Here is a 25,942-nt window from a genome sequence, read left to right on the forward strand (position 1 = left end):
TGACTTCGAGCGTCGCGGGCAGGCCCCGCAAACCGCAGTCAGGAAAGGGGCGGCCACCTTGCTGAAGGCGACCGCCAACCGCTTGGGAGGTGCGGTCTTTTACTTGCGATAGCCGAGCTTCACGAGTTCGGCTTCGGCTGCGGTGGCGGCCTGGTCCAGCGCATCGTCCGGCTTGATCTCACCGACGATCGCTTTGTAGATGAAGGGCGCGACTACCTGCAGAACTTGCGCGTGGAACGGGAACGGCGGAGCTCCGGCGAACAGCTTTCCGTCCTCACGCATCAGCGTGTAGTAGCCGTTCATCTTCTTGTCCTGATCGACGATCTTGGGATCGTCGTAGGTCGAGTTCATGACGATGCGGGAGCCGGCCAGCGCCCAGTCGGTCTGCACTGAGGCCTGACCGATATACTGCAGGAATAGCAGCGCCGCGTCCTTGTTCTTGGACGAATGCGGGATGCCGAATGCACCACCATCGTAATAGCCGATATATCCCTTGCCGGATTCGGCTGCTTCCATGACACCCGCCTCGACCGGAGGCAATGACACTCCCACCTTGCCGACGACCGTCGATTTGCTTTCGTCGGTAGCGATCCAGGCAGCGTTTTCACCGTAGACGAGGCCTTGGGCTGCGCGGCCGGCGGCAAATGTCCCGGCAACCTCGTCCCAGGTGGACGACGTCGATTCCGGCGGCGCGTATTTCAGCAGGCCGATCCAGTAGTTGAGCGCCTTCTTCGCGGCGGCGGAGTTCATCTGGCCGCCGTTGGCTTCGGTGGCCGCGAAGGTCGTGCCATCGATGCCCCAGTTATACACGCCAAAGGTCGGCGCGACCGACTCGAAGAATTCGTAGAAGGCGGCGGGATGGCTCGACGAGGCCTGTACGGTGGTTCCCCAGAGCTCCTTGTCTGCGCCGTATTCGGTGAAGAACTTGGCGATCTGGGTATACTCGTCATGCGTCGTCGCGGGCTTCAGATCCGCACCGGTGGAATCCTTGTAGGCTTTCTGGATCGCCGGATCATCGAAAAGATCCTTGCGGTAGAGGTAAGGCTTGATGAAGGCTTCCATGGGGACGCCCATGACATCGCCCGACTTCGGATCCTTGAAATAGTTCAAGAAAGTAGTGAAATTCTCCGGCTTGAAGTCCGGCGAAGCGATCTTCGCATTATCGGTAAGCGACTTGGTGATGTCGACCAGGAAATTGCGAGCCAGATACGTATATACGATGTCCTGCTCGATATAGACGAAGTCATAGATGCCGGTATTGGCCTCCATGTCCTTGATCGCCTTGTCGTACATCTGGTCCCAGGATGTCGCTTCGAATTCGACCTTGATGCCGGTCTCTTCGGTGAACTTGGGACCGAGCACCTGCTCGACATATTTCGACGCTGGGGTCGATTCCGAGATGCCCCGGATGGTCGCGCCCTGGTAGGGTTGGGCGGCAGTTTTCCACCAAGAATCCTGAGCAAGAGCGGTCGAGCTCCAAAGGCCAAGCGAAATGAAGCCGACGCCCACGGCTTTGACGAAACTGTTCATTGTTCTCCTCCATTTGGATCGCAAAATCGGTCCGGTTGTGCGTGCTAAACTCTCCTCCGACACGCTCAACGGACCACAATAGTTGTAGAAAGAACGGGTGGACACAAGCGCGGCCGTTGCGCGATACTGATACTCTCATGCGCGAAATGCCGAAAATATCCATGAAATCTTGTGTGCGTTGCACAATCCAATATTGATTGTCAGCGCAACGACCATCGCGGGAAGCACTGGAGGATGTCCGCAATGTCAGTTGTTTCGCCAACGGTCGCGAGATTTGAATATGTCTTGACCGGCGCGGACGAGTCGTTCCTCTGGCGCCGCGACGACTATCCGTGGGAACGCAACGTCTGGAATTTCCACCCGGAGGTGGAGATCCACTACATTCCCAACGCCAGCGGCGTCCTGCTTGCAGGCGATCATGTCGGCGCGTTCACGCCGGGCCATATTTCCGTCATCGGCAGCAACCTGCCGCACGACTGGGTGACGCCGCTCGGACCGGGTGAGCGCGTTCCAGGACGTGACATCGTCATCCAGTTTCTGCCGGCCAAGCTGGAGCAGGCTTCGGCCTTCCTGCCGGAACTGGCGGGGCTGCGTGACTTTCTCGCCCGCGCACAGCGGGGGCTCTCCTTCAAGGGCCGGGCGCGGGAGCAGGCGGAGGCGCTGATACTCGACATGGAGTTCCAGACCGGCTCGCTGCGGCTTTCGACCTTCCTGTCATTGCTCTCGCTGCTGCGGGACACCGACGAGTTCGATATGCTGTCTTCAGAGGCTTATGTGCCGGACCTGAGCTATGGCTCGCTCGAAGCCCTGCAACAGGTCTTCGCGTATGTCTTTGCCAATCTGTCGGAGGATATCCGGTTGCCTGATATGGCTCGCATGGTCGGCATGAGCGACAGCGCTTTCTCGCGATTCTTCAAGAAAAACAGCGGCCACACCTTCACCGACCACGTCAACAAGCTTCGTATCTGGAAAGCGGGTCAGCTATTGACCGATACCTCTATGCCGATAACGGACATCTGCTTCGAGGTGGGCTATCGCAATCTGTCAAATTTCAACCGGGTGTTTCTCCGCCACCATAACCTAACACCGACGAAATACCGGAAACTGTCCACCAACCGCAGAACCGTTCCGTTACCTCAGGCAGTGACAGATCATATGCCTGTGCAGTCAGCCTAGCGATCAGTCGATGATACCTAGAGAGGAGGGAAGATGTATTCTCTCCTTGCGACTTCATTATGCCCAGACTCGGACGATCCCTATGAAAACCGCGTAATCACGCTGATCCCTATCGCCTCCGCCTTATCGAGCGCCATCAGCGCCGGCACGGCCTCCTCGAGACTGACGCGGCGTCCGATCAGTTTCTGCGGCGCGATCTTCCCCGCCGCCAGCATGGACAGCATGGCGTCGTAGCGCCAGGCCTGCATGCCGTGGCTGCCGTAGATCTCCAGTTCGTGGCCGATCACCTGGCCCATCGGAATCTGCGGTGTCGCGTATTCGCCGAGCATCAGCCCCACCTGCACATGCCGGCCGCGCCGGCGCAGATTCTTGATCGAGTTGAAGCAGGTGGCGGGGTGGCCGAGCGCGTCGATCGAGACATGCGCGCCGCCTTTGGTGATATCGCGCACCGCCTCGGCCACGTCGGCAACGCTTGAGGCATTGACCGTCGCCACCGCGCCGCACTCTCTGGCGAAGGCGAGTTTCTCCTCCGATATGTCGATGCCGATCGCATTGGCGCCCAGCGCGGTGGCGATCATGATCGCCGACAGGCCGACGCCGCCGCAACCATGCACGGCGATCCATTCGCCGGGTCCGGTGCGCGCCTGGTCGGCGACGGCGCGGAACGAGGTGGCGAAGCGGCAGCCGAGGCTTGCCGCTGTCGCGTCCTCGATCGTATCGGGCAGATGCACCAGATTGGTGTCGGCATAATCGATCGCCACATATTCGGCGAAGGAGCCCCAATGGGTGAAACCCGGTTGGAACTGGTTCGGGCAGATCTGCTGGTTGCCGGAATGGCATTCGCTGCAATGGCCGCAGCCGGACACGAAGGGCACGGTCACCCGGTCGCCCGCCTTGAAGCGCATGACGCCGCGGCCGGTGGCGACGACGCGTCCGGCAAGCTCGTGCCCCGGCACATGCGGCAGGCGGATATCGGGATCGTGGCCCATCCAGCCGTGCCAGTCGCTGCGGCAGAGCCCGCTTGCGCCGACTGCGATGACGACTCCGTCCTCGGAAGGTGTCGGATCGGGCAGCGTGCGGATTTCCGGCGCCTGCTCGAAGGCTTCGTAGAACATGGCTTTCATCGGCGTCTTCCCTTGCTGCTGTCCGGCGATTTCTCCTCATGATCGCATGCGCCAGCCCGCCATTCCAACAGAGATTCCATCATTTTTGCTGATGCACCCATCGCCAACGCCGCAGGTGTCGCGCACGAATATTGCGGCCGGACGCTGTGCTCCGGCATTTTCTTGCTTCCGTATTTCCGGCCGGGATTTGTCCTTGACCCGGCGTGCCGCCGGGGTTTTTGCTTTCCCGGATTCGCAAGGGAGATCAGCAATGGCCGTCGATACATCACCGCGTTCCACCACCTGGACTCATGTCGACGGCGAATGGCTTCCCGGCAATCCGCCGCTGATCGGGCCGACCTCGCATGCCATGTGGCTCGGCTCCACGGTGTTCGACGGTGCCCGCTGGTTCGACGGCATCGCCCCGGATCTTGATCTTCACTGCCAGCGCGTGAACCGCTCCGCACTCGCCATGGGCCTGAAGCCGGTGAAATCGGCCGAGGAGATTGCCGCGCTCGCCTGGGAAGGCGTTGGCAAATTCGACGGCGCGACGGCGATCTACATCAAGCCGATGTATTGGGGCGAACATGGTTCGCCCGGCAGCATTGTCTCCGTCGATGCCGAATCGACCCGCTTCGCGCTCTGCCTGTTCGAGGCGCCGATGGGCGGCCATGGCGGCACCAGCCTCACCGTTTCGCCCTATCGCCGTCCCTCGCCCGAAACGGCCATGACGGAGGCGAAGACCGGCTCCCTTTACCCGAACAGCGGCCGCATGATCACCGAGGCGCGCAGCCGCGGCTTCGACAATGCGCTGGTGCGCGATCTGAACGGCAATGTCGTCGAAACAGCCTCCTCCAACGTCTTTCTGGTGCGCGACGGCGTGGTGATGACGCCCGCCGCCAACCGCACCTTTCTCGCCGGCATCACCCGCGCCCGCGTCATCGGCCTCTTGCGCAAGGCCGGCTTCGACGTCGTGGAAGCCACGCTCTCGGTCGAAGATTTCCTTGCAGCCGACGAGATCTTCACGACAGGCAATTATTCCAAAGTCGCCGGCGTCACCCGCCTCGACGATCGCAATTTCCAGGAAGGCCCGGTCACCCGCAAGGCGCTGGAACTCTACATGGACTGGGCCCACGGGAGAAGTGAGAGCGAGGAGTGAGCAGTGGTTCGGCGTAGCCGAGGTAATCGATTCAGCGAATCGATTGCAACGGCGGACGTAGGTTTCAGTTCGTCAGGAACAGGGTCGTCACGCGACGATTTCAGCTTCGCAAATCGATCCCAAACCTTAACGCTCACTTGACGATGCAGAGCGGGCCTGCCCGAAACCGCTTCGCTTCCCCACACCTTTCCGCCATAGTGCGCCGAAATTTTCATACACAGAGGAACCACCCATGACCGTGCTCTCCGACGAACAAGGTGAGATCATCCGCGAGCTGGGCCTTGCCGCCGAGATCGATCCGGAGCACGAGATCGAGCGGCGGACCGCCTTCCTCAAGGATTATCTCGTGGCGTCGGGCATGCGCGGCTACGTCCTCGGCATTAGCGGCGGCGTCGATTCGCTGACGGCGGCGCTGATTGCTCAGAAGGCGGTGCGCGAGTTGCGTGAAGGTGGCCATGCGGCGGAATTCATTGCCGTGCGACTTCCCTACGGTGTTCAGGCCGACGAGGCCGATGCGAACCGGGCGCTGGAAACGATCGGCGCCGATCGTTCGATGGTGGTCAACATCAAGGAAGCGGCGGATGCGATGCTGGCCGCCGCGCAGAACGGCGGCCTTGCCTTTGCCGATGCCGGCCGGCAGGATTTCATCCTCGGCAACATCAAGGCCCGCCAGCGGATGATCGCCCAGTTCGCCTTGGCCGGCGCGCTCGGCGCCCTGGTGATCGGCACCGACCACGCCGCCGAGGCGGTCATGGGCTTCTTCACCAAGTTCGGCGACGGCGCCGCCGATATCCTGCCGCTCGCCGGCCTCAACAAGCGCCGCGTCCGCCTGCTGGCAAAGCGGCTCGGCGCTCCGGATGAGCTGGTCTTCAAGGTGCCCACGGCCGATCTCGAGGACCAGCGGCCGCTGCGTCCCGACGAGGAGGCCTATGGCGTCACCTATGACGAGATCGACGATTTTCTTGAAGGCAAGCCGGTCGGCGAGACTGCCCGCCGCCGGATCCTTTCCGCCTATCGGGCGACTGCTCATAAGCGAGCCCTGCCGGTCGCCGTCAACGCTCTCTAAGAGCGGCGCTACGGCCGCACCGGTTCGCCGGCCCGTCCGGCCGAGGCGAGATAGGCCTGCGGGGCGAAATAGACGCCGCCGGCCTCGAAGGCCTGGAGATCTTCGGCCTGCAGTGCCTCTCGCACCTTGGGGCGCGCCGCGACGCGAGCCATAAAGCCGCTCAGTGCCGGCCATTGTTTCAGATCGATGTCGATCCAGGGCGACCAGTTGAGGCAGACGAAGAGATAGGCGTCGGCCACCGTGAAGGCATCGCCGGTAAGATAGGGTGCGGTCACACGGTCGTTCAGCCAGGCGAGCCGTTTCGAGATCAGTGCGCGGATTTCTCCATGCACGCTGGAATAGATCGGGCTGAACAGCAGCACCATCGGCTTGTGCAGCTCGGCGGTGATGAAATTGAGATAGGATTGCACCTCGTTGCGCTTGATGTCGCCGACTTCCGGCAGCAGGCCCGAGCCTTCCGCCAGAAACTGCACGATCGCCGGCCCTTCGGTCAGTACCTTTCCATCGTCCAGCATCAGCGCCGGCACATAGCCGTTGCCGTTGATGACCAGGTAGTCTTCGCCTTTGCTTGTCCTGTGGGTCTTCCGATCGACCTGGACGAGCTCGATGTCGAGCCCCAGCTCCCGGCAGATGATGTGCGGCGAAAGCGAGCAGGCTGCGGCGTGCATATAGAGTTTCATCTCGGTTTCCTTTCTGCGGAGGCGGCAAGATGCCGCCGGCCGATATGTTTGGACATTTGTACTGTTTCGCATAAAATAACCGTCGTCAACAATTTAATGCGAAGCAGTACAAAATATGAAGGACGAGAAGAAACGCGGCCGCCCGAGGGCTTTTGACGCCAAGGCGGCGCTCGGCAAGGCGAGGGACGTCTTTTGGGACAGGGGCTTTGCCGCCGCCTCGCTCGACAATCTGAGTGCCGCGACCAACCTCAACCGCCCAAGCCTCTACGGCGCCTTTGGCGACAAGGAGGCTCTCTATCTCGAAGCCCTGGAGGCCTATCGGCAGGATGGCATGGACGTGCTGAAGCAGGCGCTCGACTCGTCACTGCCGCTGCGCGACAATCTCGCGAGCGTCTACGCCGGGGCGTTAGCGATCTATCTGCACGGCGAAACCGCCGCCCGCGGCTGCCTGCTGATCGGCACCGCCTCGGTCGAGGCGGTCCAACATGAGCGTGTGCGCGAGGTGCTCGGCCGCAGCCTCAACGAGTTCGATGGTGAGATCGAAAAACGCATGCGCATTGCCGTCGAAAGGGGCGAGCTTCCCGAGAGCGCCGATCCGCTGATGCTGGCAAGGCTCGCCTCCGCGGTCATGCATTCGCTTGCCGTGCGCGCCCGCGCCGGCGACAGCCGTGAGGTGCTGGAGTCGATCGCCCGCTCAGGCGTCGAGCTGATCTGCGGGAGCTCGCAGGTCTGATGTTGTGGCCTCCCTCGGCCGCACCAGCCAGGCATAGGCAGCACCGGCCAGAAGCAGCAGCGAGGTGCCGAGAAAAACCGAGCGCATGCCGATATGCCCGCCGACGAAGCCGCCGAGGATGGGGCCCGCGACCTGGCCGACATATTGCGACGAGATGGAAAGCCCGAGAATGCTGCCGGCCGCACTGTCCGGCACGCTATGGCGGATGACGGCGGCGATGCAGGGCAGCAGCCCGCCGAGTGCTGCTCCCATCAAGAAGCGCAGGATGATCAGCTGCCAGGGACTGGTGACGAGAGCCTGCGGGATCAGCAGCAGCCCGGCGACCACGAGCGCACCCGCGATCACTGGCCAGTGGCCGACCCTGTCGGCGAGCCTGCCGAGCCATGAGGCCGAAACGATGCTGCCGAGGGCGGCGGCCGACATGACGAGACCGGAGATCATCGTCACTTGCGCATCGACGGGCACGATCTCAGCGACATAGACGGTGATGATCGGCTCGATCGACATATTGGCGAGCATCAGCAGCATGCCGGTTGCCAGCATGGCAATGACGGGGCGCCTGTCGTTTATGGATCTCCAGCCGCCGCTCGCCTTGGCCGCCAGGCTGCGGGCCGGTGACTTCTCCTCCTTGATCAGCAGGGTGGTGGCGAGAAAGGCGAGGAAGATGATGGCCCCGGCGGCGAGAAACGTGCCGCGGATGCCGATGAGCTGCGGCAGTGCGCCGCCAATCAGCGGCCCGACGAGATTGCCGGCCATGATGCCGGAAGACAAGACGCCGAGCGCCCACGCCGAGCGGTCCTTCGGCGTCTGCGTCGCCACCAGCACCATCGAGCCGGAAGAGTAGCCGCCGGCAAGCCCGACGAACAGGCGCAGCGCCACCAGCTGCCAGACATTGCCGGCCATGCCCATCAGCGAGATCGCCAGCGTCATGCCGAGGCTGGCGCGCACCAGCATCAGCTTGCGGCCATAGATATCGCCGAGCCGCCCCCAGAGCGGCGCGACGAGAGCGGCGGCCAGGAAGGTGGCGCCATAGGCGATGCCCGACCATTGCACGATCGCCGCATGATCGGTCACGCCGAGCTCTTCGACATAAAGCGGCAGGAAGGGAAGCAGCAGCGTCATCGCCACGATCGTGGTGAAGGAGCCGATCAGCGAGACGGCAAGGTTGCGCCTCCAGTAGATCGAGCCTGGTCCAGCGCTGGCCGCGTCCCGTTGCGTGTCGGTCATTCTTGCCTCGGCATCGATCCTGCGGGGGCAGTTGCGCCGCAAGCTGGATCATCTCGGGTAGAAGTGGTAGAAGATAGCCGATTGCATAATGCAATCGGATAATCGGAAGGTTTTGCCATGAACGAGATGCGATCCAGGCAACAGACTGTCCGCGATCTCTACACCGCCTATCTCGCCGATCGCAAGGACCTTGTCGGCGCCATGCTGACGGAGGATTTCACCTTCTCCAGCCCGCGTGACGACCATATCGACCGGGCGACCTATTTCGAGCGCTGCTGGCCCAAGGAGCCGGTCTTCCGCGCAATCCACATCGAGTTCCTGTCGGTCGACGGCGACGAGGCTGTTGTTCGCTACCGGGCCGAAAAACTGGACGGCACGAGCTTCGCCAACATGGAAAGCATTCGTTTCCGCGGCGATAGGATCGCCTCCGTGGAGGTCTATTTCGGCCGCAATCTCTGACACGCCGAAACGCCTTTAGAAGATCCGCAACGCCGACGTCGTGATGATGACCATTGAGACCGCCACCATCAGCGCCCGCACCGGCAGGCGCTTGACGAAGATGGCGCCGAAGGGGGCGGCGATGACGCCGCCGATAATGAGGCCGATCGCCGAATTGAGCTCAGACCAGCCGAGCGTCACGACGAAGGTGAGCGAAATCGTCAGCGTCACGGCGAATTCGGTAAAATTCGTCGAGCCGATTACCCGTTTCAGATCATGACCGCGCCCGACCAGCGTACTGGTGACGACAGGACCCCATCCGCCGCCGCCGATCGCATCCAGCAGGCCGCCGCAAAAGCCGACGGGCGGCACGGCCCAGTCGCGCACCTCGCGTTTGCTCGGTGGTCGGAAGCCCTTGTAGAGGATCAGCAGACCGATCGCGATCAGATAGGCCGACACGAAGGGTTCGATCACCTTGCCGTCTATATTGGCAAGCAGAGTGGCGCCAATCGCGCCGCCGATCATGCCGGCCGGGGCTAGACGCGCCACCAGCCGCCAGTCGACATTGCGATGATAGGCATGCGACAGGCCTGACGCGGCCGTCGTAAACATTTCCGTCACATGCGTCATGGCGCTGGCATTGGCCGCCGGCACCCCGAAGGCCAAGAGGCTCGTCGTCGACAGCACGCCGAAGGCCATACCGAGCGCGCCGTCGACGATCTGCGCACAGAAGCCGACAGCGATGAAAAAGAAGATATCCGATGGCATGCTGTCCCCTCAGGCGAACGGTAGCATCAGAATCGCCGATGCGGAGAAAACTTTTGCTCTCAGGAGGAAAAGCCGCGCTGCTTCAACCGGACGATCTTGAAAAAGCCGTTCGGAAAGACCGGCAGAATATCGGTCGTTGAAAAATCGCCGCGGCGTTCGGCCCAGGCGACGATGCGGTGGATGCGGAAGGCGGACGACCAGCCGATGTGACGCACCAGCGGCGCCACCGCCGCCTCGATCGCGCCCTGAAGGCCGGCGCCGTCGCCGAGCTTGCTGGCTAGGATGATCTCGCCGCCCGGCCGCAGCACCCGGGCGCATTCGTCCAGCGCCCGTTCGGGCTCGGGAATCAGCGTGATGACGAAGGGCAGGCAGACCACGTCGAAAGACTTGTCGGTAAAGTGCAGCGCATGTGCATCCATCACCTCGAGCGCCTGCACATGCTGCAGGTTTTCGCGCCGTACCTTTTCGCGCGCGCGTGCGATCATATGTTCGGAAATGTCGATGCCTGTCACCCGGCAGCGGCTCGGATAGTGGGCGAGCGTTAGACCGGTGCCGACACCAACTTCAAGAATATCGGTGCCGGCTGCGGCAGCCAGCGCGGCCAGCTTGCGGTGGCCGTCGCGCAGGATGCCGCGATAGACGCGGTCATAGACCGGTGCCCAGCGCTGATAGATTTTCTGCTGATCTTCCGCCCGGTTGCGAAGCTCCGACATGCATAAACCTCCCTGCGCCTGACCCCGAGAATCGAATCGATTTCGGAAAGCATCATGCGTTTATCGCAAACATAGAGCGCCTTGGCGCCTCTCATAGAGGCGCGGGGCTCTAAAAACTGAGCACTTCAACTCCTGAGAGTGGGTTTGGGTTCCGCTCGCAATGTGACCAAAGTCACATGCCGCTGCGGTGGCCGGCTTCGCTGGCGCCAAGCCGAGCTCTTCAGCATCGATCTCGCTGCCGATCTCGACCGATTCCGTCTGCTTGTCATAGACGCAGATCTGGACGATGAGCCCCCTGGCCCCCTTCGACTTTCCCGTCACCAGGTCCAGCCCGTAATGCGAGGTGCCGAAGGGATCGACCACGGCCTTCGGCTTCTCGATTGCGACCGCCGCCTTCCTGCACTTGTCTTCCACGTCTGCGGCCAGCTGTTTCCAGGCCTCGTCCGAAGAGGCATGCGCCGCAGGGACAAGAGAGGGAAGCGCGGCAATGGCGAGATGCGGGATTATATTCCTGTTCATACCGGATCTCCATTGATGTCGGTGGCCGGTGAAGCGGTTTTCGGGGCGTCATGCCGGCGATTTTGCACGCCCGAATCCCGCCCTGAAACTGAGGCAAATTTTCCTCCGTCCGGTCGTTTTTTGATATTTCGGCGGTTGCCTCTCCCCCTTTCCCCTCCTATGTTCCGCCTCACCTGCCGATGACGCAATCTATTGCCAAGAGGAGATCTGACATGGCTTTCGAATTGCCTGAACTTCCCTATGATTACGAAGCGCTTGCCCCCTTCATGTCGAAGGAAACGCTGGAGTTTCACCACGACAAGCACCACAAGGCCTATGTCGACAACGGCAACAAGCTCGCCGCCGAAGCCGGCCTTTCGGACCTCTCGCTCGAAGAGGTCGTGAAGAAGTCCTTCGGCACCAATGCCGGCCTCTTCAACAACGCCGCCCAGCACTACAATCACATTCATTTCTGGAAATGGATGAAGAAGGGCGGCGGCGGCAACAAGCTGCCGGGCAAGCTCGAAGCGGCCTTCGCCTCCGATCTCGGCGGCTATGACAAGTTCAAGGCCGATTTCGCCAATGCCGGCGCCACCCAGTTCGGCTCCGGCTGGGCCTGGGTTTCCGTCAAGAACGGCAAGCTCGAAATCTCCAAGACCCCGAACGGCGAAAACCCGCTCGTCCATGGCGCCACGCCGATCCTCGGCGTCGACGTCTGGGAACACTCCTATTACATCGACTATCGCAACGCCCGCCCGAAATATCTCGAAGCCTTCATCGATAGCCTGATCAACTGGGACTACGTCCTGGAACGTTACGAAGAAGCCACGAAGTAAGCGCCCGGTCTCGCCGCCAGCCGCGGCGATCTCTCGATTTCGCACCCGGCGTTTTCCGAACGTCGGGTGTTTTCGTGACGCGAGCCGTCACATCCCTGTCACCGGCCGATCCTAATCACGCTCGATGTCCTCTTCCGATGTTTCCCCGCTCCGCCTCGGCATCATCGCCGATCCGCAATATGCGGCGATCCCTCCGCATGCGGCCATGGACCGCTATTACGCCAACAGCCTCGCCAAGGTCGCCGAGGCGATCGAGGTCGTTAACGGCTGGGAATTGAGCTTCGTCATGACGCTCGGCGATATCATTGACCGCAGCTTCAGGAGCTTCGACGACATCCTGCCGGTCTACGGCAAGCTGAGGCACGAGGCGCTCTTCCTGCTCGGCAATCACGATTTCTCCGTCTCGGCGGGGCATCTCTCCGAAGTCGCCGCGCGACTCGGCATGCCGTCGCCCTATTACAGTTTTTCCCGCCACGGCTGGCGCTTCGTCGTGCTCGACGGCAATGAGGTCAGCACCTTCGCGCCGCCCGAGGGCCATCCGCACCGCGCCCTTGCCGCGCAAATGCTGGCCGAGCTGGAGGAGAAAGGCGCCAGGAATGCCCATCGGTGGAATGCTGCGCTGAGCGACGTGCAGTTCGCCTGGCTAGGCGATGAAATCGCAGAGGCAGCTGCGACCGGCGAGAAGGTGATCGTCATGAATCACTATCCCGTGCATCCGCCAAGTGAGCACGGCATGTGGGACAGCGAGCGCATCGTCGCGCTGCTCGCCTCGCATGCCAATGTCGTCGCCTATCTCAACGGTCACGACCACGTCGGCAATTACGCCAAGGCCGGCGCCTGCCACTTCGTCAATTTCAAGGGCGTAGTCGACACCGAAAGTGAAAACGCCTTCGCGATTGTCGAACTCCACCCTGACCGCATCGATATCCGCGGCTTCGGCCGCGAGGAGAACCGCACGCTGGCTTATTAGGCCAGAGATCGCCGCGTGCCCCTCATCCGGCTGCCGCCACCTTCTCCCGCACGCGGGGAGAAGGGAACATGCCGCGACCTCGCCGCTCCTAGCAGGCCTCTCGCAGGGCACGTCCCCTCTCCCCGTTTTTACGGGGAGAGGGTTAGGGTGAGGGGCAGCGCTCAACGTCAACCGACGCGTCGATGATTGGCCAAGTAGCTGATTTCACACCGTCACAGCCTTTTCCGCCCACCCGCTCGTCCACAATTGCCGCAGCCGGTCACCGTCGCCCTTGAAGAAATCGTCGCTCGCATCGCAACGCTCCACCCGGTCGCTGCGGAAATTGCGGATTGCCTGGCGCAGTTCGCACCAGGCGACGATATTGGCGGTCTGCGAATAGTAGATCAGCGCGATCGGCTGCACCGTCCGCTCGCTGGCGCGGCCGAGCTCGTCGCGATAGGCGAGCGTCAGCTTGCGTTCGTCGCGGATCGCCCGGCGCACGATCGCAAGGTCGAAGCCCACCGGCTGCACGGTCGAGCCCCAGGCATAAAGCGCCTTGTTGTCCAGCGCCTCGCGCAGCGGCGCCGGCACGGCGCCTGATATCTTCCGGTTGACTCGGCGGGCGGCCTGCTTCAGCTCCTCGTCGCCCGTACGTTCGAGCAGCGCCAGCGACAGAACGATCGCCTCCATCTCCTCGATCGAGAACATCAGGGGCGGCAGGTCGAAGCCCGGCCGCATGATGTATCCGATGCCGCGCCCGCCTTCGATCGGCACCCGCATTGCCTGAAGGGCGGCGATGTCGCGATAGATCGAGCGCACGGTCACTTCGAGCGTCTCGGCCATGACAGCCGCCGTCATCGGTTTTCTGGCGAGCCTCAGGATCTGGATGATCTCGAAAAGCCGCGAGGCCTTGCGCATTCTTGTCTCTCCATCCTCACGCTCCTGACAATACACTGTCAGTTGGGTTTGCGTATAGACCCGCCTATCGGATTGAAATCAATCGGGGCCTTTTGAAAGTGGCCCGCGGAACTGAGGGTGGCAACTGACATGAATTACCATGAAAACCTCTGGCTATTCTTCACCCTTCTCTTCGGCATCATCATCGTGCCGGGCATGGACATGCTCTTCGTGCTTGCCAATTCGCTGACCGGCGGTATCAGGCGGGGGCTCGCGGCGACGGGCGGTATCATGGCGGGCGGCGCCGTGCATTCGGCCTATGGCGCGGCCGGCGTCGGCGTGCTCGTCACCATGCTGCCGCAGCTCTTCAACCTGCTGCTCTTTGCCGGCGTCGGTTATATGATCTGGATTGGCGTTTCGCTGATGCGCAGTTCGATCACCGTCGAGGTGGTCGGGCCGGCGACGGCGCGCTCTGGCTGGCGCGCCTTCTGCGAGGGCGCCGTCACCTGTCTCGTCAATCCCAAGGCCTATATTTTCATGTTCGCGGTCTACCCGCAGTTCCTGAGACCGGAATATGGCCCGGTCTGGATGCAGGGTGTGATCATGGGCGCCATGACTATCGTCACGCAGTTCGCCGTTTACGGAACGCTGGCGATGACGGCAGGCCGCAGCCGCGACCTGCTGGTGGCAAATCCCGACGCCACGGCCTTTGTCGGCCGTTGCGCCGGACTGCTCCTGGTTGCGGTCTCCGCTTTCAGCCTCTGGCAAGGTTGGAAAACCACCTGAGACGCCGGTTATCACATTGTTTTTATGACCCTCCGGCAAAACGTGACTGCCTGGACGCATGGATTTTGTCATGCTCCCGGTGCAGATTGGCCATCGGCCGCCTTGGCCCCAGCAACAATGCTGAGAAAACGGAGAGGAAATATGAATTGGAAAGCAGTAGCTGCCGCCGCAGCGATGGCCGGCATCGCCTTCGGGTCGGTGACCGCCGCCGATGGCACCCATGATTCGCGCATTGCGCTGATGAAGAAGATCGGCGGTTCGGCGGGCGCCATGGCCGCCATCGCCAAGGGCGAGAAGCCCTATGATGCCGAGACGGTAAAGGCGGCGCTGACGACGATCGCCGCCACCGCCAAGGTTTTCCCCGATCAGTTCAATCCGGGCAGCGATATGAACGATCCCGAGGTCAGCCCGAAGGTCTGGGAAAACATGGACGACTTCAAGGCGCGTGCCGCAAAGCTCTCGACTGACGCCGAGACCGCGCTGGCTCAGCTTCCGGCCGATGCCGCCGCTGTCGGCGCGACCATAAACACCCTCGGCGCCAATTGCGGCGGCTGTCACAAGGCCTATCGTATCAAGAATTGATAGACCGTTCGATCTGGAACTTGATGCGCGATCCGCGCCGGCCTGGCCGCTGGCGCGGATCACCTTGTTCTCCGCGTGTGGGCTGGTGCCGAATCGTTCCGCACAGGAAAATCTCGGAAAAAGGGAGGCGGAGCATGATCCGCAGGTTCATCCGGTTTCTGCTCTGTCTGATCGGCGTCGTCGTTCTCGGCGGCGGCGCCTTCTATCTCGTCACCGCGCCCGATCCGCTGCCGGAGAGCCATTGGGCCGGTCTCGGCGCGCCGGATCCGGCAAACGGTGAGATGGTCTTCCGGGCGGGCGGCTGCGTCAGCTGTCATTCAGCACCCGGTTCCGAAGGCGATGCCAGGCTGACGCTGTCGGGCGGCCTGGCGCTGAAGAGCCCGTTCGGCACCTTCCACGTGCCGAACATTTCGCCGGATGAAAAGGCCGGCATCGGCGCCTGGACGCTGGCCGAATTCGGCAATGCGATGAAGCGCGGCGTCGGCCCGGATGGCCAGCATCTTTACCCGTCTTTTCCCTATGGCTCCTATTCCCGCATGAGCGACAAGGACGTCAACGATCTCTTCGCCTTCCTGAAGACCCTGCCGAAGAGCGCCAACGTCGCGCCCCCGCATGAACTGCCCTTTCCTTACAACATCCGCCTTGCGCTCGGCGGCTGGAAATTCCTCTATTTCAACGATCAGCCCCGCGTCGCGCTCGCCAAGAACGACGACAAGATCAAGCGCGGGCAGTATCTCGTCGAAGGCCCCGGCCATTGCGGCGAGTGCCACACTCCGCGCAATGGGCTCGGCGGCTTCCAGGCCGATTTGTGGCTCGCCGGCGCTCCTAACCCCGAGGGGAAGGGGCGCATACCCGATATCACCCCGGCCTCCAAGAGCATCGGCGGCTGGAGCGAGGCCGATATCGCCAACTACCTCGAAACCGGCTTCACGCCCGATTTCGATTCCGTCGGCGGTTCGATGGTCGATGTGCAGCAGAACATCGCCCGCCTGCCGGCTGCCGACCGCGAGGCGATCGCCGCCTATCTGAAGGCCGTGCCGGGGCGTTAGACAACATGGCTAGGCCCTGCCTTCATGCGCCCCCTTAAAGGGAGGTGGGACCCGGCATCAGATCATAGGGATGGCGCCAGCCGGGCATGCTGCTGATCCGGTCTTTCCAGGCCGCGATAGCCGGATAGGCGCTGTGATCAATCCCGGTTTCCTCTGGCATGAAGACGTAGCCTGCCAAGGAGAGGTCTGCGATTGTCAGGCGGCTCCCGACCATAAAGGCCCGGTGGGCAAGGTGGCCGTCGACAATTGCATAGGCAGCCTTGGCCCGCAGCCTCAAAAACTCGACGACCGGTGTCTCGCCGCTCTTCTGAAGGCCGTAAATGAACCTCAGGGTCGCGTAATAGCTCGTGAATTTATGGTTGTCGAAAAGGATCCAGCGCATGATCTCGCGCCGTTCTTCGGCTGTCTGCGCCCCAAACTGCCCCGTCACCTCTGACAAGTAGTCGAGGATGACCCCCGATTGGCTGATCTTCGTTTGCCCATGTTCGAGGACGGGCGCCTCGCCCTGTTCGTTGATGGTTTCTCGCCATTGTTCGGTTCGCGTTTCACCGCCGAGATAATCGACGAAAATGCTCTCCCACTCGATGCCGGCAAGGGCGAAGAAGAGGGCGACCTTGTAGGCGTTCCCCGAGAGAGCGAAGCAATGGAGTTTGAAGTCAGGCATGCAATCTCCTCATGACAACAAAGACTTAGACCCGCGACGCGGTTAAGCGATCGACTGCATGTAACGCATGCCGGTCACCGGCCTCGGCGTGAAATCCATCTGTTCGTAGAAGCGGTGGGCGAGCACATTGCCGGTCGCGGCGCTGACGGAAAGGTAGCCGCAGCCGGCATTGCGCGCCGTCTCGCGGGCCCGGTCGACGAGCAACTGGCCGGTGCCGTGGCCGCGATGGCCGTCGCGCACGAAGAGATGGTGCAGGTCCATGCCGCGCTTGCCTTCCTGCGCCCTGTAGAGCGGCACCAGAATCGCGTAGCCGATCAGCCCTTCGCCGGTTTCGGCGACAAGCGCGGTAATCCAGGGCAGCGGGCCGAACAGGTCGCGCTCCAATTGCTCCGGCGTCGTGGCGGCCGCATCGCCGTGATGGGCGGCAAGCAGGGCGATCATGTCGTTGAGCTCGGGCAGATCGCGCGGTTTGGCGGTGCGGATCGTCACCACCGATGGCCGCATCAGTGAAATTTCGCTGTCTTCGATTTCGGTCATGGTCTTCGCGTCCTTTGATAATCTGCCGTCAGGACGCTGCCGATACAACAAAGCCGCCTGACGGCGGCTTGTTGACAATATGATCTGTCCGGCCGCCCTTTACAGGTACAGCCAAAAATACGAGCGGCTCTGGTGCACGTTCTTGATCATGCAGCATCCATCGCCGCAAACGCGGCATTTGTCAATGGCGTGAGCGCATGACGCTGAAACATGTCAGACCCTCGAATCCAGCCGAGAACGCCAATAGGATACCCCCTATACTAAACGAAGGTCTGCGATGTCCCACCCCACTCTGCAGAAGAAGAAGCTCGTTGCCCGCGTCAGCCGCCTGAAGGGGCGGCTGGAAGCCGTCGCGCGGGCGCTCGAGGCTGAACGCCCCTGCGGCGAAATCCTGCAACTGCTCGCCTCCATTCGGGGCGCGCTGACCGGGCTGACCAGCGAGGTTTTGGACGATCACCTGCGCCCCGGCCATCACGCGGCAATCGTCGCCATCGTCACCCCGCAGCCGCACGAGCCGGCGTTCTACAAGGGCAGGCTTTCGGCGCTTGAAGAATTGTCGCATGTGACGGTCGAGGTCACGCGCGCCGCCTGATCGGCTGCGGGGCGGAGGACGAAATCGCCGCTGCTCAACAAGGTTGCAGCAGCTGACAACAAGTTGCAGCAGCTGACAACAAGTTGCAGCGGGGACGAGATGCCGCCGCAATCGGTCCTTAGCTCTATTCTCCGAATCGTCGGAGGAATTCATGGATATCAGCCTTACTCGCCGCACGCTGATCGGCTCGGTACTCTGCCTGCCTGCTTTGAGCCTGTCCACGCTGGCGCGTGCCGCCAATGCGCAGGAAACTGCCGGGGAGGGCGACGACAATATCGAGCATCGCCTTGCCGCGCTCGAAAAGCGCACCGGCGGCCGTCTCGGCGTCTCGGTGCTCGATACCCAGACGAGCATCTCCTTCGGCTATCGCGGCAGCGAGGCCTTTCCGATGTGCAGCACTTTCAAGGCGCTGGCCGCAGGCTTCGTCCTTGCCCGCGCCGACAAGGGGCAGGAGAGCCTCGAGCGGCGGGTGACCTACGGTAGCGACAAGCTCGTCGACTATTCGCCGGTCAGCGAAAAACACGCCGGTGCCGACGGCATGACCCTCGCCGAACTCTGCGAGGCGGCGGTGACCGTTAGCGACAACACCGCCGGCAACCTGCTGCTCGAAAGTTTCGGCGGTCCGCCGGCGCTGACCGACTGGCTGCGCTCGATCGGCGACGGCACGACCCGTCTCGACCGCACCGAACCGACACTGAACGAGGGTCGCAAGGGCGATCCGCGCGACACGACGGCACCCGACGCGATGCTCGATACGCTCGGCAATCTGACGCTCGGTTCGGTGCTGACTGGGGCCTCTTGCGACAAGCTGATCGCCTGGCTGGTGGCAAGCACCACGGGCAAGGAGCGGCTGCGGGCCGGCCTGCCTGCCGATTGGAAGGTCGGCGACAAGACCGGCACCGGCCAAAACGGCTCCCTCGGCGACATCGCCGTCATCTGGCCGCCCGACCGCGGCCCGATCGTCGCAGCCGTCTATATCGCCGAGGCGACCGTGCCGGCCAAGGAGCTCAACCTGATCTTTGCCGAAGTCGGCAAGATGGTAACCGAGATGGTGTGAAGCAGGGGGTCGCTTCAGAAGCAATTGATTACCGCATCGACATCAAGTTCGTGATAAGACCCGCTTTGATGTCGAGCACCGGCCGATTGGCCTCGGGGTGACCGATGTCTCTCAGCTGATAAGGTGTCAGCTCTGCCAATTGTTTCCGACTCGCGATAGCCCGCTGCCATGTTCTCAGGGCAGCAAACAAAGTCGTTAGGATGTTCATGGGACCAGCCATCTGCCTTGTCGGCGCGCTGACGAAGGTCTGTGTTTCCGTATGAGCCATTTCCGATCTCCCACCTGTGATGTGCAGGTGGAAATCTCCCATGCGGGCGTTTTCAGCCTGTTCGGCTGAGCGTGAACGGGGAAGAAAACTTCGACAAGCCGCCGCTAAATCGGTGTTAAATCCGTCTTTCCCAAATGCTATTCTGCCAACGGCGGTCCAAAGCTGGAGGCTTTCTGTGCGCATCAGGATGCTAGGCGGTCTCGAGGTTATCTCCGGAGAGGGCCGGCAAGTCCGCTTCGCCACGCGCAAGACGTCGCTGCTGTTTGCGGCTCTCGCCCTGGCAGGCCGCCGCGGCTGTCGCAGGGAGGTGCTTTCGGAAGCGTTCTGGCCGGGGCGAAGCGATGAGCAGGCCCGCAACAGCTTGCGGCAGGCGCTGGTCGATATCAGGCGGTCGTTCCCGGCAAGCAGTGACGCCACCACCTATATCGAGGGGGATCAGGAGACGGTGGCGCTGATTGTCGCTCCCGATGAAGTCGACATTTCACTCTTCGACCGGAAGCTGGGGACGGGCTCGAGCGCAGATCTCGCCTCCGCGGCGGATCTCTACCGCGGCGACCTGCTTGAGGGCGAGTCCATTCCGGATGAGTTGGGTGAGTGGTTCGCACCTTACCGGAGCACATATCAGCGCAAGGCGCTGCAGCTCGTGGAACGTTTGAGCCTTGCCCTCTTCGAACCAGGTTCCGCGGAAGAATTGCCCTGCGAAGCGCTTGCCGCGAGACTACTCGCCTCCGACCCGACGACGGAGGCTGCCCACAGGGCGCTGATGCGGATCCACGCTCTCCGCGGCCACGAGAACATGGCCTTGCGCCAGTTCGAGACCTGCCGGGCTCTCCTGAAGAAGCATCTGGACGTCGAACCCGAAGCGGAGACCTCGTCTCTGGCCGCCACGCTGCAACCGCGGCAGCGACCCGGTGATCGGCGGGCTGCGGCCGCAGTCGAGCCGCAGCTGCAAGTCTTCTCAGCCCCGGCCAAGCATCATGACCGTCCATCGGTTGCGGTGCTGTCCTTCCAAAATTTGAGCGGCGATGCGGAACAGGACTATTTTGCCGACGGCATCGTGGAGGATATCACGATCGCTCTCGCGCAGTTCCGCCACCTCTATGTCATCGCCCGCAATTCGAGCTTCACCTACAAGGGACAGGCCGTCGACATAAAGCGGGTCGGGCGCGAGCTGGACGTGGACTATGTGGTCGAGGGGAGCGTGCGCCGCGCGGGCGACCGGCTTCGTATCGCCGGACAACTCATCGACACCTCGACCGGCGCGTATCTCTGGGCAGACCGTTTCGACGGGACGCTGGCGAACCTGTTCGATCTGCAGGATCAGATTGCATCGAGCATTGTTGGCGCAATAACGCCGAAAGTGGAAGAGGCGGAGATCGAGCGCGCCAAACGCAAGCCGACCGAGAGCCTTGACGCCTATGACTGTTATCTCCGCGGGCTGGCGGCCTTCGATCGGACGGTGACCAACAGATCGGTCGTCGACGAGGCCTTGCGGCTGTTCACGAAGGCGATCGAGCGCGATCCGGATTTTGCCATCGCCCATGCCCGGGCGGCGCGCTGCTATGCGACCCGGAAGAGCAACGGCTGGATGGTTGATCCCGGCACCGAGATTGAAGAAGCGACCCGATTGGCGAGAAGAGCCGTCGGACTCGGCTGGGACGATGCAGTCGCGCTCTCCTACGGGGGATATGTGCTCGGTTATGTCGGCGGCGATCTCGATGAAAGCGCTGCTTGTATCGATCGGGCCCTCTTCCTCAACCCGAACCTCGCCATTGCCCTGGGCGTCAGCAGCTGGGTGCGAGCCTGCCTGGGCGAGCCGGACAAGGCCATCGAACACGCCGCTCTGGCCATGCGCCTGAGCCCCTTGGATCCGCGCCTGTTTGCCTGGCAGTTCAACACTGGGCTGGCTCACTTCTGCGCCGGTCACTACGACGATTCCGCCGCCTGGGCGGCAAAATCCCTGCGCCACCAGCCGAACTACCCGAGCGCGATGCGTGTGATGGCGGCGGCCCACGCCATGGCCGGGCGGAGCGCGGAAGCAGGGGAAACGATTGCGCGACTGCACCTGCTGGATCCGGCGCTTCGGCTTTCGAATCTCGCCGACATTCTGCCACCGTTCCGGCGGCCGGATGACCGCAACCGCTATATCGAAGCCCTTCGTATGGCCGGATTGCCGGAGTAGGCATGCGGCGAAGGAGTTCAATCCGATCTTTGCCGAAGTCGGCCGCATGATTGTCGAGATGGTTTGAGGGAGGAACATGCGAACGGTAGGATCGACAGATCTCCGGTGCGCCCGGAAAACTCCTCCCCAACCCCTCCCCACAAGGGGGAGGGGCTCACCCGCAGCGGGATTTTGCCACTAACATATGCCGCCACATGCTGAGGCGTCGGGGATGAATTTCGACGGTGCAGCAGAGTAGTCTCTCCCCCTTGTGGGGAGGCGAAGGGGTTTTCTCCGAGGTCAGTGTTTTCCTTATACCGTTCAATCGCGTTTGAATGCGGCTCAAGGCCCTGCCTCTCCCATCACGGCAGCGTGTAGGCGATCACATAATCACCGGGCTTGGTGCCGACCGAGCCGTGGCCGCCGGCGACCATGACGACATATTGCTTGTTGTCGTCGGTGGTATAGGTCATGGGCGTTGCCTGGCCGCCGGCCGGAAGGCGCGCCCGCCAGAGCTCGCGTCCGTTCGTCACGTCGTAGGCGCGAAGATAATTGTCGACCGCCGCACCGAGGAAGGCGACGCCGCCCTTGGTCAGCATCGGTCCGCCGATGCCGGGCACGCCGACCTTGAAGGGCAGCGGCAGCGGCGTCATGTCGTGGACCGTGCCGTTCTTGTGCATATAGGCGATCTTGCCGGTGCGCAGATCGACGCCGGCGACATAGCCCCAAGGCGGCGCCTGGCAGGGGATCTGCATCGGCCCGAGGAAGGGACCCATGAAGACACCGTAAGGCGCGCCGTCATTGCGGTTGAGCCCCTGTTCGCTGCCCTTCTCGTCCTGGCCTCGCGGCGGAATGTCGGCCGCCGGCACCAGGCGCGAGGTGAAGGCGAGATAGGTCGGCATGCCGAACATGATCTGCCGCTCCGGATCCACCGCCACCGAGCCCCAGTTGAAAGTGCCGAAATTGCCGGGGTAGACGATCGTTCCCCCGAGAGATGGCGGCGTGTATCGGCCCTCATAGCGGTAGCGGTGGAAGTCGATACGGCAGAGGAGCTGGTCGAACAGCGATACGCCCCACATGTCCTTTTCCTTCAGCGGCTCGGGCGAAAAGGTGAGGTCGGAGATCGGCTGCGTCGGCGAGGTATGATCGCCGGTGACCGCGCCGCCGGGCGCCGGGATTTCCTTGACCGGGATGATCGGCTCGCCGCTGCGCCGGTCGAGCACATAGAGATCGCCCTGCTTCGTCGGGCCGACGAGGGCAGGAACCACGCTGCCGTCCGGTTTGGTCAGGTCGATCAGCGCCGGCTGGGCCGGCACATCCATGTCCCAGAGGTCGTGATGCACCGTCTGGCGCACCCAGCGCAGCTGGCCGCTGGCGATATCGAGCGCAACGATCGAAGAAGAGAATTTCTCGACATTGTCGCTGCGGCCGATGCCGATCTGGTCGGGCACCTGGTTGCCGAGCGGGATATAGACCATGCCGAGCGCCTCATCGACGCTGAAGACCGACCAGCTGTTCGGCGAATTGGTCGTATAGGTCTGGCCATCGGCGATCGGCGTCGTTACGTCCGGGTTGCCGGAGTCCCAGTTCCAGATCAGCGCGCCGGTCCTGACGTCGAAGGCGCGGATGACGCCGGACTGCTCCTCGGTGGAATAATTATCGTTCACCGCCCCGCCGACGATGATCTTGCCGGCCACCGCGACCGGCGGCGAGGTCGAATAATAATAGCCGGCCGGATTGAAGCGCATGCCGGTTTCCAGATGCAGCACGCCCTGATCGGCAAAGCTGGTGCAGATCTTCCCGTCGGCCGCATCGAGCGCGATCAGCCGGGCGTCTGAGGTCGGCAGATAGACACGCTCGGCGCAGGGCTGGCCGGCGGCGACATCAGGATCGGCATAATAGGTGACGCCGCGGCAGGTCTGGTGCTGCCGGTTGGGATTCATGCCCGAATTGGCGTCGTATTTCCATTTCTCCTTGCCGGTCTTGGCGTCGAGCGCAATCGCCCAGTTATGCGGCGTGCAGAGATAGAGCGTGTCCTTCACCTTCAGCGGCGTCACCTGATAGGTCGTCTCGCTGATATCCTCCGGCCGTTTGACGTCGCCGGTCTGATATCGCCAGGCTTCCTTCAGAGTCGAGACATTCTCGACATTGATCTGGTCGAGCGGCGAATAGCGCTGGCCAAAGGGCGTGCGGCCATATTGATGCCATTCGCCGTCGGGCACGTTCCCGCCGAGGGCGGGGGTGGCGGCGGCCGCATCCTTCGGCAGATCGCCGGCCAGATCGTGCGGGTCCGTCGTCATCGAATAGACGGCGACGAGGATGGCGAGAATGACGGGCACGGCGAGCGGCCATGGATTGGCGCCGTAGGTGATGCCGGTCGGGCTGCGAAAGCCGAGCGGCCGGCGGATCCACGGCGTCAGCAGCCAGAGGCCGAGCAGGATGATGACGCCGCCGCGCGGACCGAGTTGCCACCAGTCGAAACCGACCTCCCAGACCGCCCAGGCGAGCGCTGCGACGACGAGCACCGCATAGACCCAGAGCGCCGCCGCCTTGCGCATTAACAGTAGTCCGGCGGTGATGAGGAACATCAGGCCGGCAAACAGATAGAAGATGCTGCCGCCGAGCGTGATGAGCCAGAGCCCCCCGCCACCGAGCGCGACCCCGATGATGATGAAGAGAATGGAGGTGATGACGAGCGCCATAAGGCTGTCTCCCGCTTGGGTTAGCCGGGTGGGGGATCAGCGGAAAAGTACCGCCGGTCAGGCAGATAGAGCGAGGGAGATGCTATTCAACGGCTGCATTTGCCGCAGGCGGGTGTCACGGTACGGTTGTATTGAAGCCGCTTACGTCCCGCAGAAAGTCTGCAGCACCCGTTCCTCCGGCTTCGGAGGTTCCATATAGGCGGTGAAATCCGGCTGGTTTTCGTAGGGCTTCGACAGCACGGTCAGCAGCGCCTCGAACAGCGAGAAATCGCCGCGCTCGACCGCGGCCTCGAGCGCCTGTTCGACCCGGTGATTGCGGGGAATGAAGGCTGGATTGACGCGGCGCATGGCGCTGGCGCGTTCGACCGCCGTCTGCGGATCGCGCGAGAGTCTCTCGCGCCACTGCATCAGCCAGGGCCGACAGGCCTCCGGTTCCCGGAAGCTCCTGGCAAAAGCGGGCTCCGCGCCGTCGTCGCCGGCAAGATCGGCGAGCCGCCGGAAGGCCAGGGTGAAATCGGCGCCCTGCGCCTGCATCAGCGACAGCAGCGCCTGGACGAGGTCGAGATCGCCGTCCTCTTGACCGGTAAGGCCGATCTTATCGCGCATGCCGGCCAGCCACGCAGCCTGGAACCGCTCGCCATAGGCCCGGATCACCGCATTGGCCTTGTCGACCCCCTTGTCCGGCTCGGTATCGATCAGCGGCAACAGCGTTTCGCCGAGTCGGGCAAGGTTCCACTGGCCGATGGCCGGCTGATTGGCATAGGCATAACGGCCATGCTGGTCGATCGACGAGAACACGGTCGCAGGGTTATAGACATCCATGAAGGCGCAGGGGCCGAAGTCGATCGTCTCGCCGGAAACCGTCATATTGTCCGTGTTCATCACGCCATGGATGAAGCCGACATGCAGCCAGCGGGCGATCAGCGCCGCTTGGCGCTCCGCGATTGCCGAGAACAGCGCGAGATAAGGTTCTTCGGCCGCCTTCAGTGCGGGATAGTGCCGGTCGATCACATAGTCGGCGAGGGCCCGCACACCGTCGGTGTCGCCTCTCGCCGCGAAATACTGGAAAGTGCCGACCCGGATATGGCTTGCCGCGACCCGGGTGAAGACGGCGCCTGGCAGCACCTCTTCGCGATAGACCGGGTCGCCCGTCGTCACGGCCGCCAGAGCCCTGGTGGCGGGAATGCCGAGCGCGAACATCGCCTCGCTTATGATGTATTCCCTGAGCACCGGTCCGATTGCCGCCCGCCCGTCGCCGCGCCGCGAAAAAGGCGTCGGTCCGGCGCCCTTCAGCTGGATGTCGAAACGATTGCCGCTGCGGTCGACCACCTCCCCGAGCAGGATCGCCCGCCCATCGCCGAGCTGCGGCGAGAAGCCGCCGAATTGGTGCCCGGCATAGGCCATCGCCAGCGGTTCGGCCCCTTCGGGAACGAGATTGCCGGAAAAGATCGCCGCGCCGTCGCGACGCAGCGCGTCGACGTCAAGCCCGAGCTCGGCGGCCAGCGGCTCGTTCAGCTTGATGAGCCAAGGTTCGGTTACCGGTGTCGGCGTTTGCGGCGCAAAGAAGCGCTCGGGCAAGCCGACATAGCTGTTGTCGAACGGAAAGGCCGCGCCGGACCGGATTTTCTGCGGGGTCGAGGTCATTGTTCATAGGTAGGGCCGGGGTGCCCCGCGTGCAAGCCGGTCTTGCGGCCGGATCGATCGGCCGTCACGCAGATCGCGCCGATGCAAGGAATCGTGATCCGCTTTTACCTCTCGTCAAAGCTGCTTT

General features: G+C 62.7%; 25 protein-coding genes and 1 pseudogene. 13 read left to right on the forward strand and 13 right to left on the reverse strand.

Annotated features, from left to right (window positions below; all coding sequences use genetic code 11):
- Positions 1-99: 99 nt before the first annotated feature.
- A complete protein-coding gene (locus tag HJB91_RS17020) occupies positions 100-1,530 on the reverse strand; it encodes an extracellular solute-binding protein (protein ID WP_210628644.1) in 1,431 nt (476 codons plus the stop codon).
- 243 nt (positions 1,531-1,773) lie between these two features.
- Here HJB91_RS17020 and HJB91_RS17025 point away from each other — a divergent pair, with 243 nt between their 5' ends.
- Positions 1,774-2,706, forward strand: a complete 933-nt coding sequence (locus HJB91_RS17025) for an AraC family transcriptional regulator (protein WP_221155570.1) — start codon at positions 1,774-1,776, stop codon at positions 2,704-2,706.
- 80 nt (positions 2,707-2,786) lie between these two features.
- Here the strand turns inward: HJB91_RS17025 and HJB91_RS17030 are convergent, their stop codons facing one another.
- Positions 2,787-3,830: a zinc-dependent alcohol dehydrogenase family protein gene (locus HJB91_RS17030; RefSeq protein ID WP_221146851.1), complete on the reverse strand. Its 1,044-nt coding sequence runs from the start codon at positions 3,828-3,830 to the stop codon at positions 2,787-2,789.
- A gap of 250 nt (positions 3,831-4,080) precedes the next feature.
- On the opposite strand from HJB91_RS17030, the gene HJB91_RS17035 reads away from it, so the two are divergent.
- Together HJB91_RS17035 and nadE are read left to right on the forward strand one after the other, a co-directional pair.
- Complete coding sequence (locus HJB91_RS17035; RefSeq protein WP_210628642.1) at positions 4,081-4,968, forward strand: branched-chain amino acid aminotransferase; 888 nt, start codon at positions 4,081-4,083, stop codon at positions 4,966-4,968.
- Between the two features lie 232 nt (positions 4,969-5,200).
- Positions 5,201-6,034 carry an ammonia-dependent NAD(+) synthetase gene (gene nadE / locus HJB91_RS17040; RefSeq protein WP_221155529.1) on the forward strand — a complete coding sequence of 278 codons (834 nt, stop codon included), beginning with the start codon at positions 5,201-5,203 and terminating at the stop codon, positions 6,032-6,034.
- 8 nt (positions 6,035-6,042) lie between these two features.
- Here nadE and HJB91_RS17045 read toward each other — a convergent pair whose 3' ends face one another.
- The gene (locus HJB91_RS17045) at positions 6,043-6,714 is read right to left on the reverse strand and encodes a glutathione S-transferase N-terminal domain-containing protein (protein WP_221122627.1); all 672 of its coding nucleotides are present in this window, start codon (positions 6,712-6,714) and stop codon (positions 6,043-6,045) included.
- A gap of 115 nt (positions 6,715-6,829) precedes the next feature.
- Between HJB91_RS17045 and HJB91_RS17050 the strand changes: the two genes are divergently transcribed.
- The gene (locus HJB91_RS17050; protein ID WP_210628640.1) at positions 6,830-7,447 is read left to right on the forward strand and encodes a TetR/AcrR family transcriptional regulator; all 618 of its coding nucleotides are present in this window, start codon (positions 6,830-6,832) and stop codon (positions 7,445-7,447) included.
- Here the strand turns inward: HJB91_RS17050 and HJB91_RS17055 are convergent.
- Positions 7,409-8,674, reverse strand: a complete 1,266-nt coding sequence (locus HJB91_RS17055) for an MFS transporter (RefSeq protein ID WP_210628639.1) — start codon at positions 8,672-8,674, stop codon at positions 7,409-7,411. The two genes, HJB91_RS17050 and HJB91_RS17055, sit on opposite strands and share 39 nt — an antisense overlap.
- Positions 8,675-8,791: 117 nt before the next feature.
- Here HJB91_RS17055 and HJB91_RS17060 point away from each other — a divergent pair, with 117 nt between their 5' ends.
- Entirely contained in the window at positions 8,792-9,133 is a 342-nt protein-coding gene (locus tag HJB91_RS17060) for a nuclear transport factor 2 family protein (RefSeq protein WP_210628638.1), read from the forward strand.
- Between the two features lie 15 nt (positions 9,134-9,148).
- Here HJB91_RS17060 and HJB91_RS17065 read toward each other — a convergent pair whose 3' ends face one another.
- From HJB91_RS17065 to HJB91_RS17075, 3 genes and pseudogenes are all read right to left on the reverse strand, one after another.
- Positions 9,149-9,880, reverse strand: coding sequence for a sulfite exporter TauE/SafE family protein (locus tag HJB91_RS17065; RefSeq protein WP_210628637.1), 732 nt, complete (start codon positions 9,878-9,880; stop codon positions 9,149-9,151).
- Between the two features lie 59 nt (positions 9,881-9,939).
- On the reverse strand, positions 9,940-10,593 hold the full coding sequence (locus HJB91_RS17070) for a class I SAM-dependent methyltransferase (protein WP_221155538.1): 654 nt from the start codon (positions 10,591-10,593) through the stop codon (positions 9,940-9,942).
- 195 nt (positions 10,594-10,788) lie between these two features.
- A pseudogene (locus tag HJB91_RS17075) lies at positions 10,789-11,112 on the reverse strand (hypothetical protein); the annotation flags it as partial.
- A gap of 212 nt (positions 11,113-11,324) precedes the next feature.
- Here HJB91_RS17075 and HJB91_RS17080 point away from each other — a divergent pair.
- Both HJB91_RS17080 and HJB91_RS17085 read left to right on the forward strand, forming a co-directional pair.
- The gene (locus HJB91_RS17080; RefSeq protein ID WP_012483135.1) at positions 11,325-11,927 is read left to right on the forward strand and encodes a superoxide dismutase; all 603 of its coding nucleotides are present in this window, start codon (positions 11,325-11,327) and stop codon (positions 11,925-11,927) included.
- Positions 11,928-12,051: 124 nt separating this feature from the next.
- Complete coding sequence (locus HJB91_RS17085) at positions 12,052-12,897, forward strand: metallophosphoesterase (protein ID WP_221155541.1); 846 nt, start codon at positions 12,052-12,054, stop codon at positions 12,895-12,897.
- A 204-nt stretch (positions 12,898-13,101) separates the two neighbouring features.
- Here the strand turns inward: HJB91_RS17085 and HJB91_RS17090 are convergent, their stop codons facing one another.
- A complete protein-coding gene (locus tag HJB91_RS17090; protein WP_210628634.1) occupies positions 13,102-13,794 on the reverse strand; it encodes a YafY family protein in 693 nt (230 codons plus the stop codon).
- Positions 13,795-13,923: 129 nt separating this feature from the next.
- Here HJB91_RS17090 and HJB91_RS17095 point away from each other — a divergent pair, with 129 nt between their 5' ends.
- The 3 genes from HJB91_RS17095 to HJB91_RS17105 all read left to right on the forward strand — a co-directional run bounded on the left by HJB91_RS17095 (position 13,924) and on the right by HJB91_RS17105 (position 16,190).
- Positions 13,924-14,559 (forward strand): LysE family translocator, encoded by a 636-nt coding sequence (locus tag HJB91_RS17095; protein WP_221155544.1) that lies wholly within the window; start codon positions 13,924-13,926, stop codon positions 14,557-14,559.
- A 141-nt stretch (positions 14,560-14,700) separates the two neighbouring features.
- Complete coding sequence (locus HJB91_RS17100; RefSeq protein WP_210628632.1) at positions 14,701-15,141, forward strand: cytochrome c; 441 nt, start codon at positions 14,701-14,703, stop codon at positions 15,139-15,141.
- Positions 15,142-15,275: 134 nt separating this feature from the next.
- Positions 15,276-16,190 (forward strand): cytochrome c, encoded by a 915-nt coding sequence (locus HJB91_RS17105; protein ID WP_210628631.1) that lies wholly within the window; start codon positions 15,276-15,278, stop codon positions 16,188-16,190.
- Between the two features lie 34 nt (positions 16,191-16,224).
- Here HJB91_RS17105 and HJB91_RS17110 read toward each other — a convergent pair whose 3' ends face one another.
- Both HJB91_RS17110 and HJB91_RS17115 read right to left on the reverse strand, forming a co-directional pair.
- A complete protein-coding gene (locus HJB91_RS17110) occupies positions 16,225-16,854 on the reverse strand; it encodes a glutathione S-transferase family protein (RefSeq protein WP_210628630.1) in 630 nt (209 codons plus the stop codon).
- A 42-nt stretch (positions 16,855-16,896) separates the two neighbouring features.
- Positions 16,897-17,391 (reverse strand): GNAT family N-acetyltransferase, encoded by a 495-nt coding sequence (locus HJB91_RS17115; RefSeq protein WP_210628629.1) that lies wholly within the window; start codon positions 17,389-17,391, stop codon positions 16,897-16,899.
- A 277-nt stretch (positions 17,392-17,668) separates the two neighbouring features.
- On the opposite strand from HJB91_RS17115, the gene HJB91_RS31280 reads away from it, so the two are divergent.
- The gene (locus HJB91_RS31280) at positions 17,669-17,983 is read left to right on the forward strand and encodes a metal/formaldehyde-sensitive transcriptional repressor (RefSeq protein WP_409079590.1); all 315 of its coding nucleotides are present in this window, start codon (positions 17,669-17,671) and stop codon (positions 17,981-17,983) included.
- A gap of 151 nt (positions 17,984-18,134) precedes the next feature.
- On the forward strand, positions 18,135-19,040 hold the full coding sequence (bla, locus tag HJB91_RS17130) for a class A beta-lactamase (protein ID WP_210628628.1): 906 nt from the start codon (positions 18,135-18,137) through the stop codon (positions 19,038-19,040).
- A 28-nt stretch (positions 19,041-19,068) separates the two neighbouring features.
- Here the strand turns inward: bla and HJB91_RS17135 are convergent, their stop codons facing one another.
- Complete coding sequence (locus tag HJB91_RS17135; protein ID WP_221146857.1) at positions 19,069-19,308, reverse strand: DUF1127 domain-containing protein; 240 nt, start codon at positions 19,306-19,308, stop codon at positions 19,069-19,071.
- A 175-nt stretch (positions 19,309-19,483) separates the two neighbouring features.
- On the opposite strand from HJB91_RS17135, the gene HJB91_RS17140 reads away from it, so the two are divergent.
- Entirely contained in the window at positions 19,484-21,490 is a 2,007-nt protein-coding gene (locus tag HJB91_RS17140; RefSeq protein WP_221155546.1) for a BTAD domain-containing putative transcriptional regulator, read from the forward strand.
- 341 nt (positions 21,491-21,831) lie between these two features.
- Here the strand turns inward: HJB91_RS17140 and HJB91_RS17145 are convergent, their stop codons facing one another.
- Both HJB91_RS17145 and HJB91_RS17150 read right to left on the reverse strand, forming a co-directional pair.
- Positions 21,832-24,171 (reverse strand): glucose/quinate/shikimate family membrane-bound PQQ-dependent dehydrogenase, encoded by a 2,340-nt coding sequence (locus tag HJB91_RS17145; protein WP_210628625.1) that lies wholly within the window; start codon positions 24,169-24,171, stop codon positions 21,832-21,834.
- Between the two features lie 141 nt (positions 24,172-24,312).
- Positions 24,313-25,815, reverse strand: coding sequence for a YdiU family protein (locus tag HJB91_RS17150; protein ID WP_221155548.1), 1,503 nt, complete (start codon positions 25,813-25,815; stop codon positions 24,313-24,315).
- Between the last annotated feature and the right edge of the window lie 127 nt (positions 25,816-25,942).

Source organism: Rhizobium sp. NLR10b, from assembly GCF_019685435.1.
GTDB lineage: Bacteria > Pseudomonadota > Alphaproteobacteria > Rhizobiales > Rhizobiaceae > Rhizobium.

What these genes read in the sequence shown, in the direction of transcription:
- HJB91_RS17020 (WP_210628644.1), bottom strand. Translation starts at nt 1,530, where the DNA reads ATGAACAGTTTCGTCAAAGCCGTGGGCGTCGGCTTCATTTCGCTTGGC.
- HJB91_RS17025 (WP_221155570.1), top strand. Translation starts at nt 1,774, where the DNA reads ATGTCAGTTGTTTCGCCAACGGTCGCGAGATTTGAATATGTCTTGACC.
- HJB91_RS17030 (WP_221146851.1), bottom strand. Translation starts at nt 3,830, where the DNA reads ATGAAAGCCATGTTCTACGAAGCCTTCGAGCAGGCGCCGGAAATCCGC.
- HJB91_RS17035 (WP_210628642.1), top strand. Translation starts at nt 4,081, where the DNA reads ATGGCCGTCGATACATCACCGCGTTCCACCACCTGGACTCATGTCGAC.
- nadE (WP_221155529.1), top strand. Translation starts at nt 5,201, where the DNA reads ATGACCGTGCTCTCCGACGAACAAGGTGAGATCATCCGCGAGCTGGGC.
- HJB91_RS17045 (WP_221122627.1), bottom strand. Translation starts at nt 6,714, where the DNA reads ATGAAACTCTATATGCACGCCGCAGCCTGCTCGCTTTCGCCGCACATC.
- HJB91_RS17050 (WP_210628640.1), top strand. Translation starts at nt 6,830, where the DNA reads ATGAAGGACGAGAAGAAACGCGGCCGCCCGAGGGCTTTTGACGCCAAG.
- HJB91_RS17055 (WP_210628639.1), bottom strand. Translation starts at nt 8,674, where the DNA reads ATGACCGACACGCAACGGGACGCGGCCAGCGCTGGACCAGGCTCGATC.
- HJB91_RS17060 (WP_210628638.1), top strand. Translation starts at nt 8,792, where the DNA reads ATGAACGAGATGCGATCCAGGCAACAGACTGTCCGCGATCTCTACACC.
- HJB91_RS17065 (WP_210628637.1), bottom strand. Translation starts at nt 9,880, where the DNA reads ATGCCATCGGATATCTTCTTTTTCATCGCTGTCGGCTTCTGTGCGCAG.
- HJB91_RS17070 (WP_221155538.1), bottom strand. Translation starts at nt 10,593, where the DNA reads ATGTCGGAGCTTCGCAACCGGGCGGAAGATCAGCAGAAAATCTATCAG.
- HJB91_RS17080 (WP_012483135.1), top strand. Translation starts at nt 11,325, where the DNA reads ATGGCTTTCGAATTGCCTGAACTTCCCTATGATTACGAAGCGCTTGCC.
- HJB91_RS17085 (WP_221155541.1), top strand. Translation starts at nt 12,052, where the DNA reads ATGTCCTCTTCCGATGTTTCCCCGCTCCGCCTCGGCATCATCGCCGAT.
- HJB91_RS17090 (WP_210628634.1), bottom strand. Translation starts at nt 13,794, where the DNA reads ATGCGCAAGGCCTCGCGGCTTTTCGAGATCATCCAGATCCTGAGGCTC.
- HJB91_RS17095 (WP_221155544.1), top strand. Translation starts at nt 13,924, where the DNA reads ATGAATTACCATGAAAACCTCTGGCTATTCTTCACCCTTCTCTTCGGC.
- HJB91_RS17100 (WP_210628632.1), top strand. Translation starts at nt 14,701, where the DNA reads ATGAATTGGAAAGCAGTAGCTGCCGCCGCAGCGATGGCCGGCATCGCC.
- HJB91_RS17105 (WP_210628631.1), top strand. Translation starts at nt 15,276, where the DNA reads ATGATCCGCAGGTTCATCCGGTTTCTGCTCTGTCTGATCGGCGTCGTC.
- HJB91_RS17110 (WP_210628630.1), bottom strand. Translation starts at nt 16,854, where the DNA reads ATGCCTGACTTCAAACTCCATTGCTTCGCTCTCTCGGGGAACGCCTAC.
- HJB91_RS17115 (WP_210628629.1), bottom strand. Translation starts at nt 17,391, where the DNA reads ATGACCGAAATCGAAGACAGCGAAATTTCACTGATGCGGCCATCGGTG.
- HJB91_RS31280 (WP_409079590.1), top strand. Translation starts at nt 17,669, where the DNA reads ATGTCCCACCCCACTCTGCAGAAGAAGAAGCTCGTTGCCCGCGTCAGC.
- bla (WP_210628628.1), top strand. Translation starts at nt 18,135, where the DNA reads ATGGATATCAGCCTTACTCGCCGCACGCTGATCGGCTCGGTACTCTGC.
- HJB91_RS17135 (WP_221146857.1), bottom strand. Translation starts at nt 19,308, where the DNA reads ATGGCTCATACGGAAACACAGACCTTCGTCAGCGCGCCGACAAGGCAG.
- HJB91_RS17145 (WP_210628625.1), bottom strand. Translation starts at nt 24,171, where the DNA reads ATGGCGCTCGTCATCACCTCCATTCTCTTCATCATCATCGGGGTCGCG.
- HJB91_RS17150 (WP_221155548.1), bottom strand. Translation starts at nt 25,815, where the DNA reads ATGACCTCGACCCCGCAGAAAATCCGGTCCGGCGCGGCCTTTCCGTTC.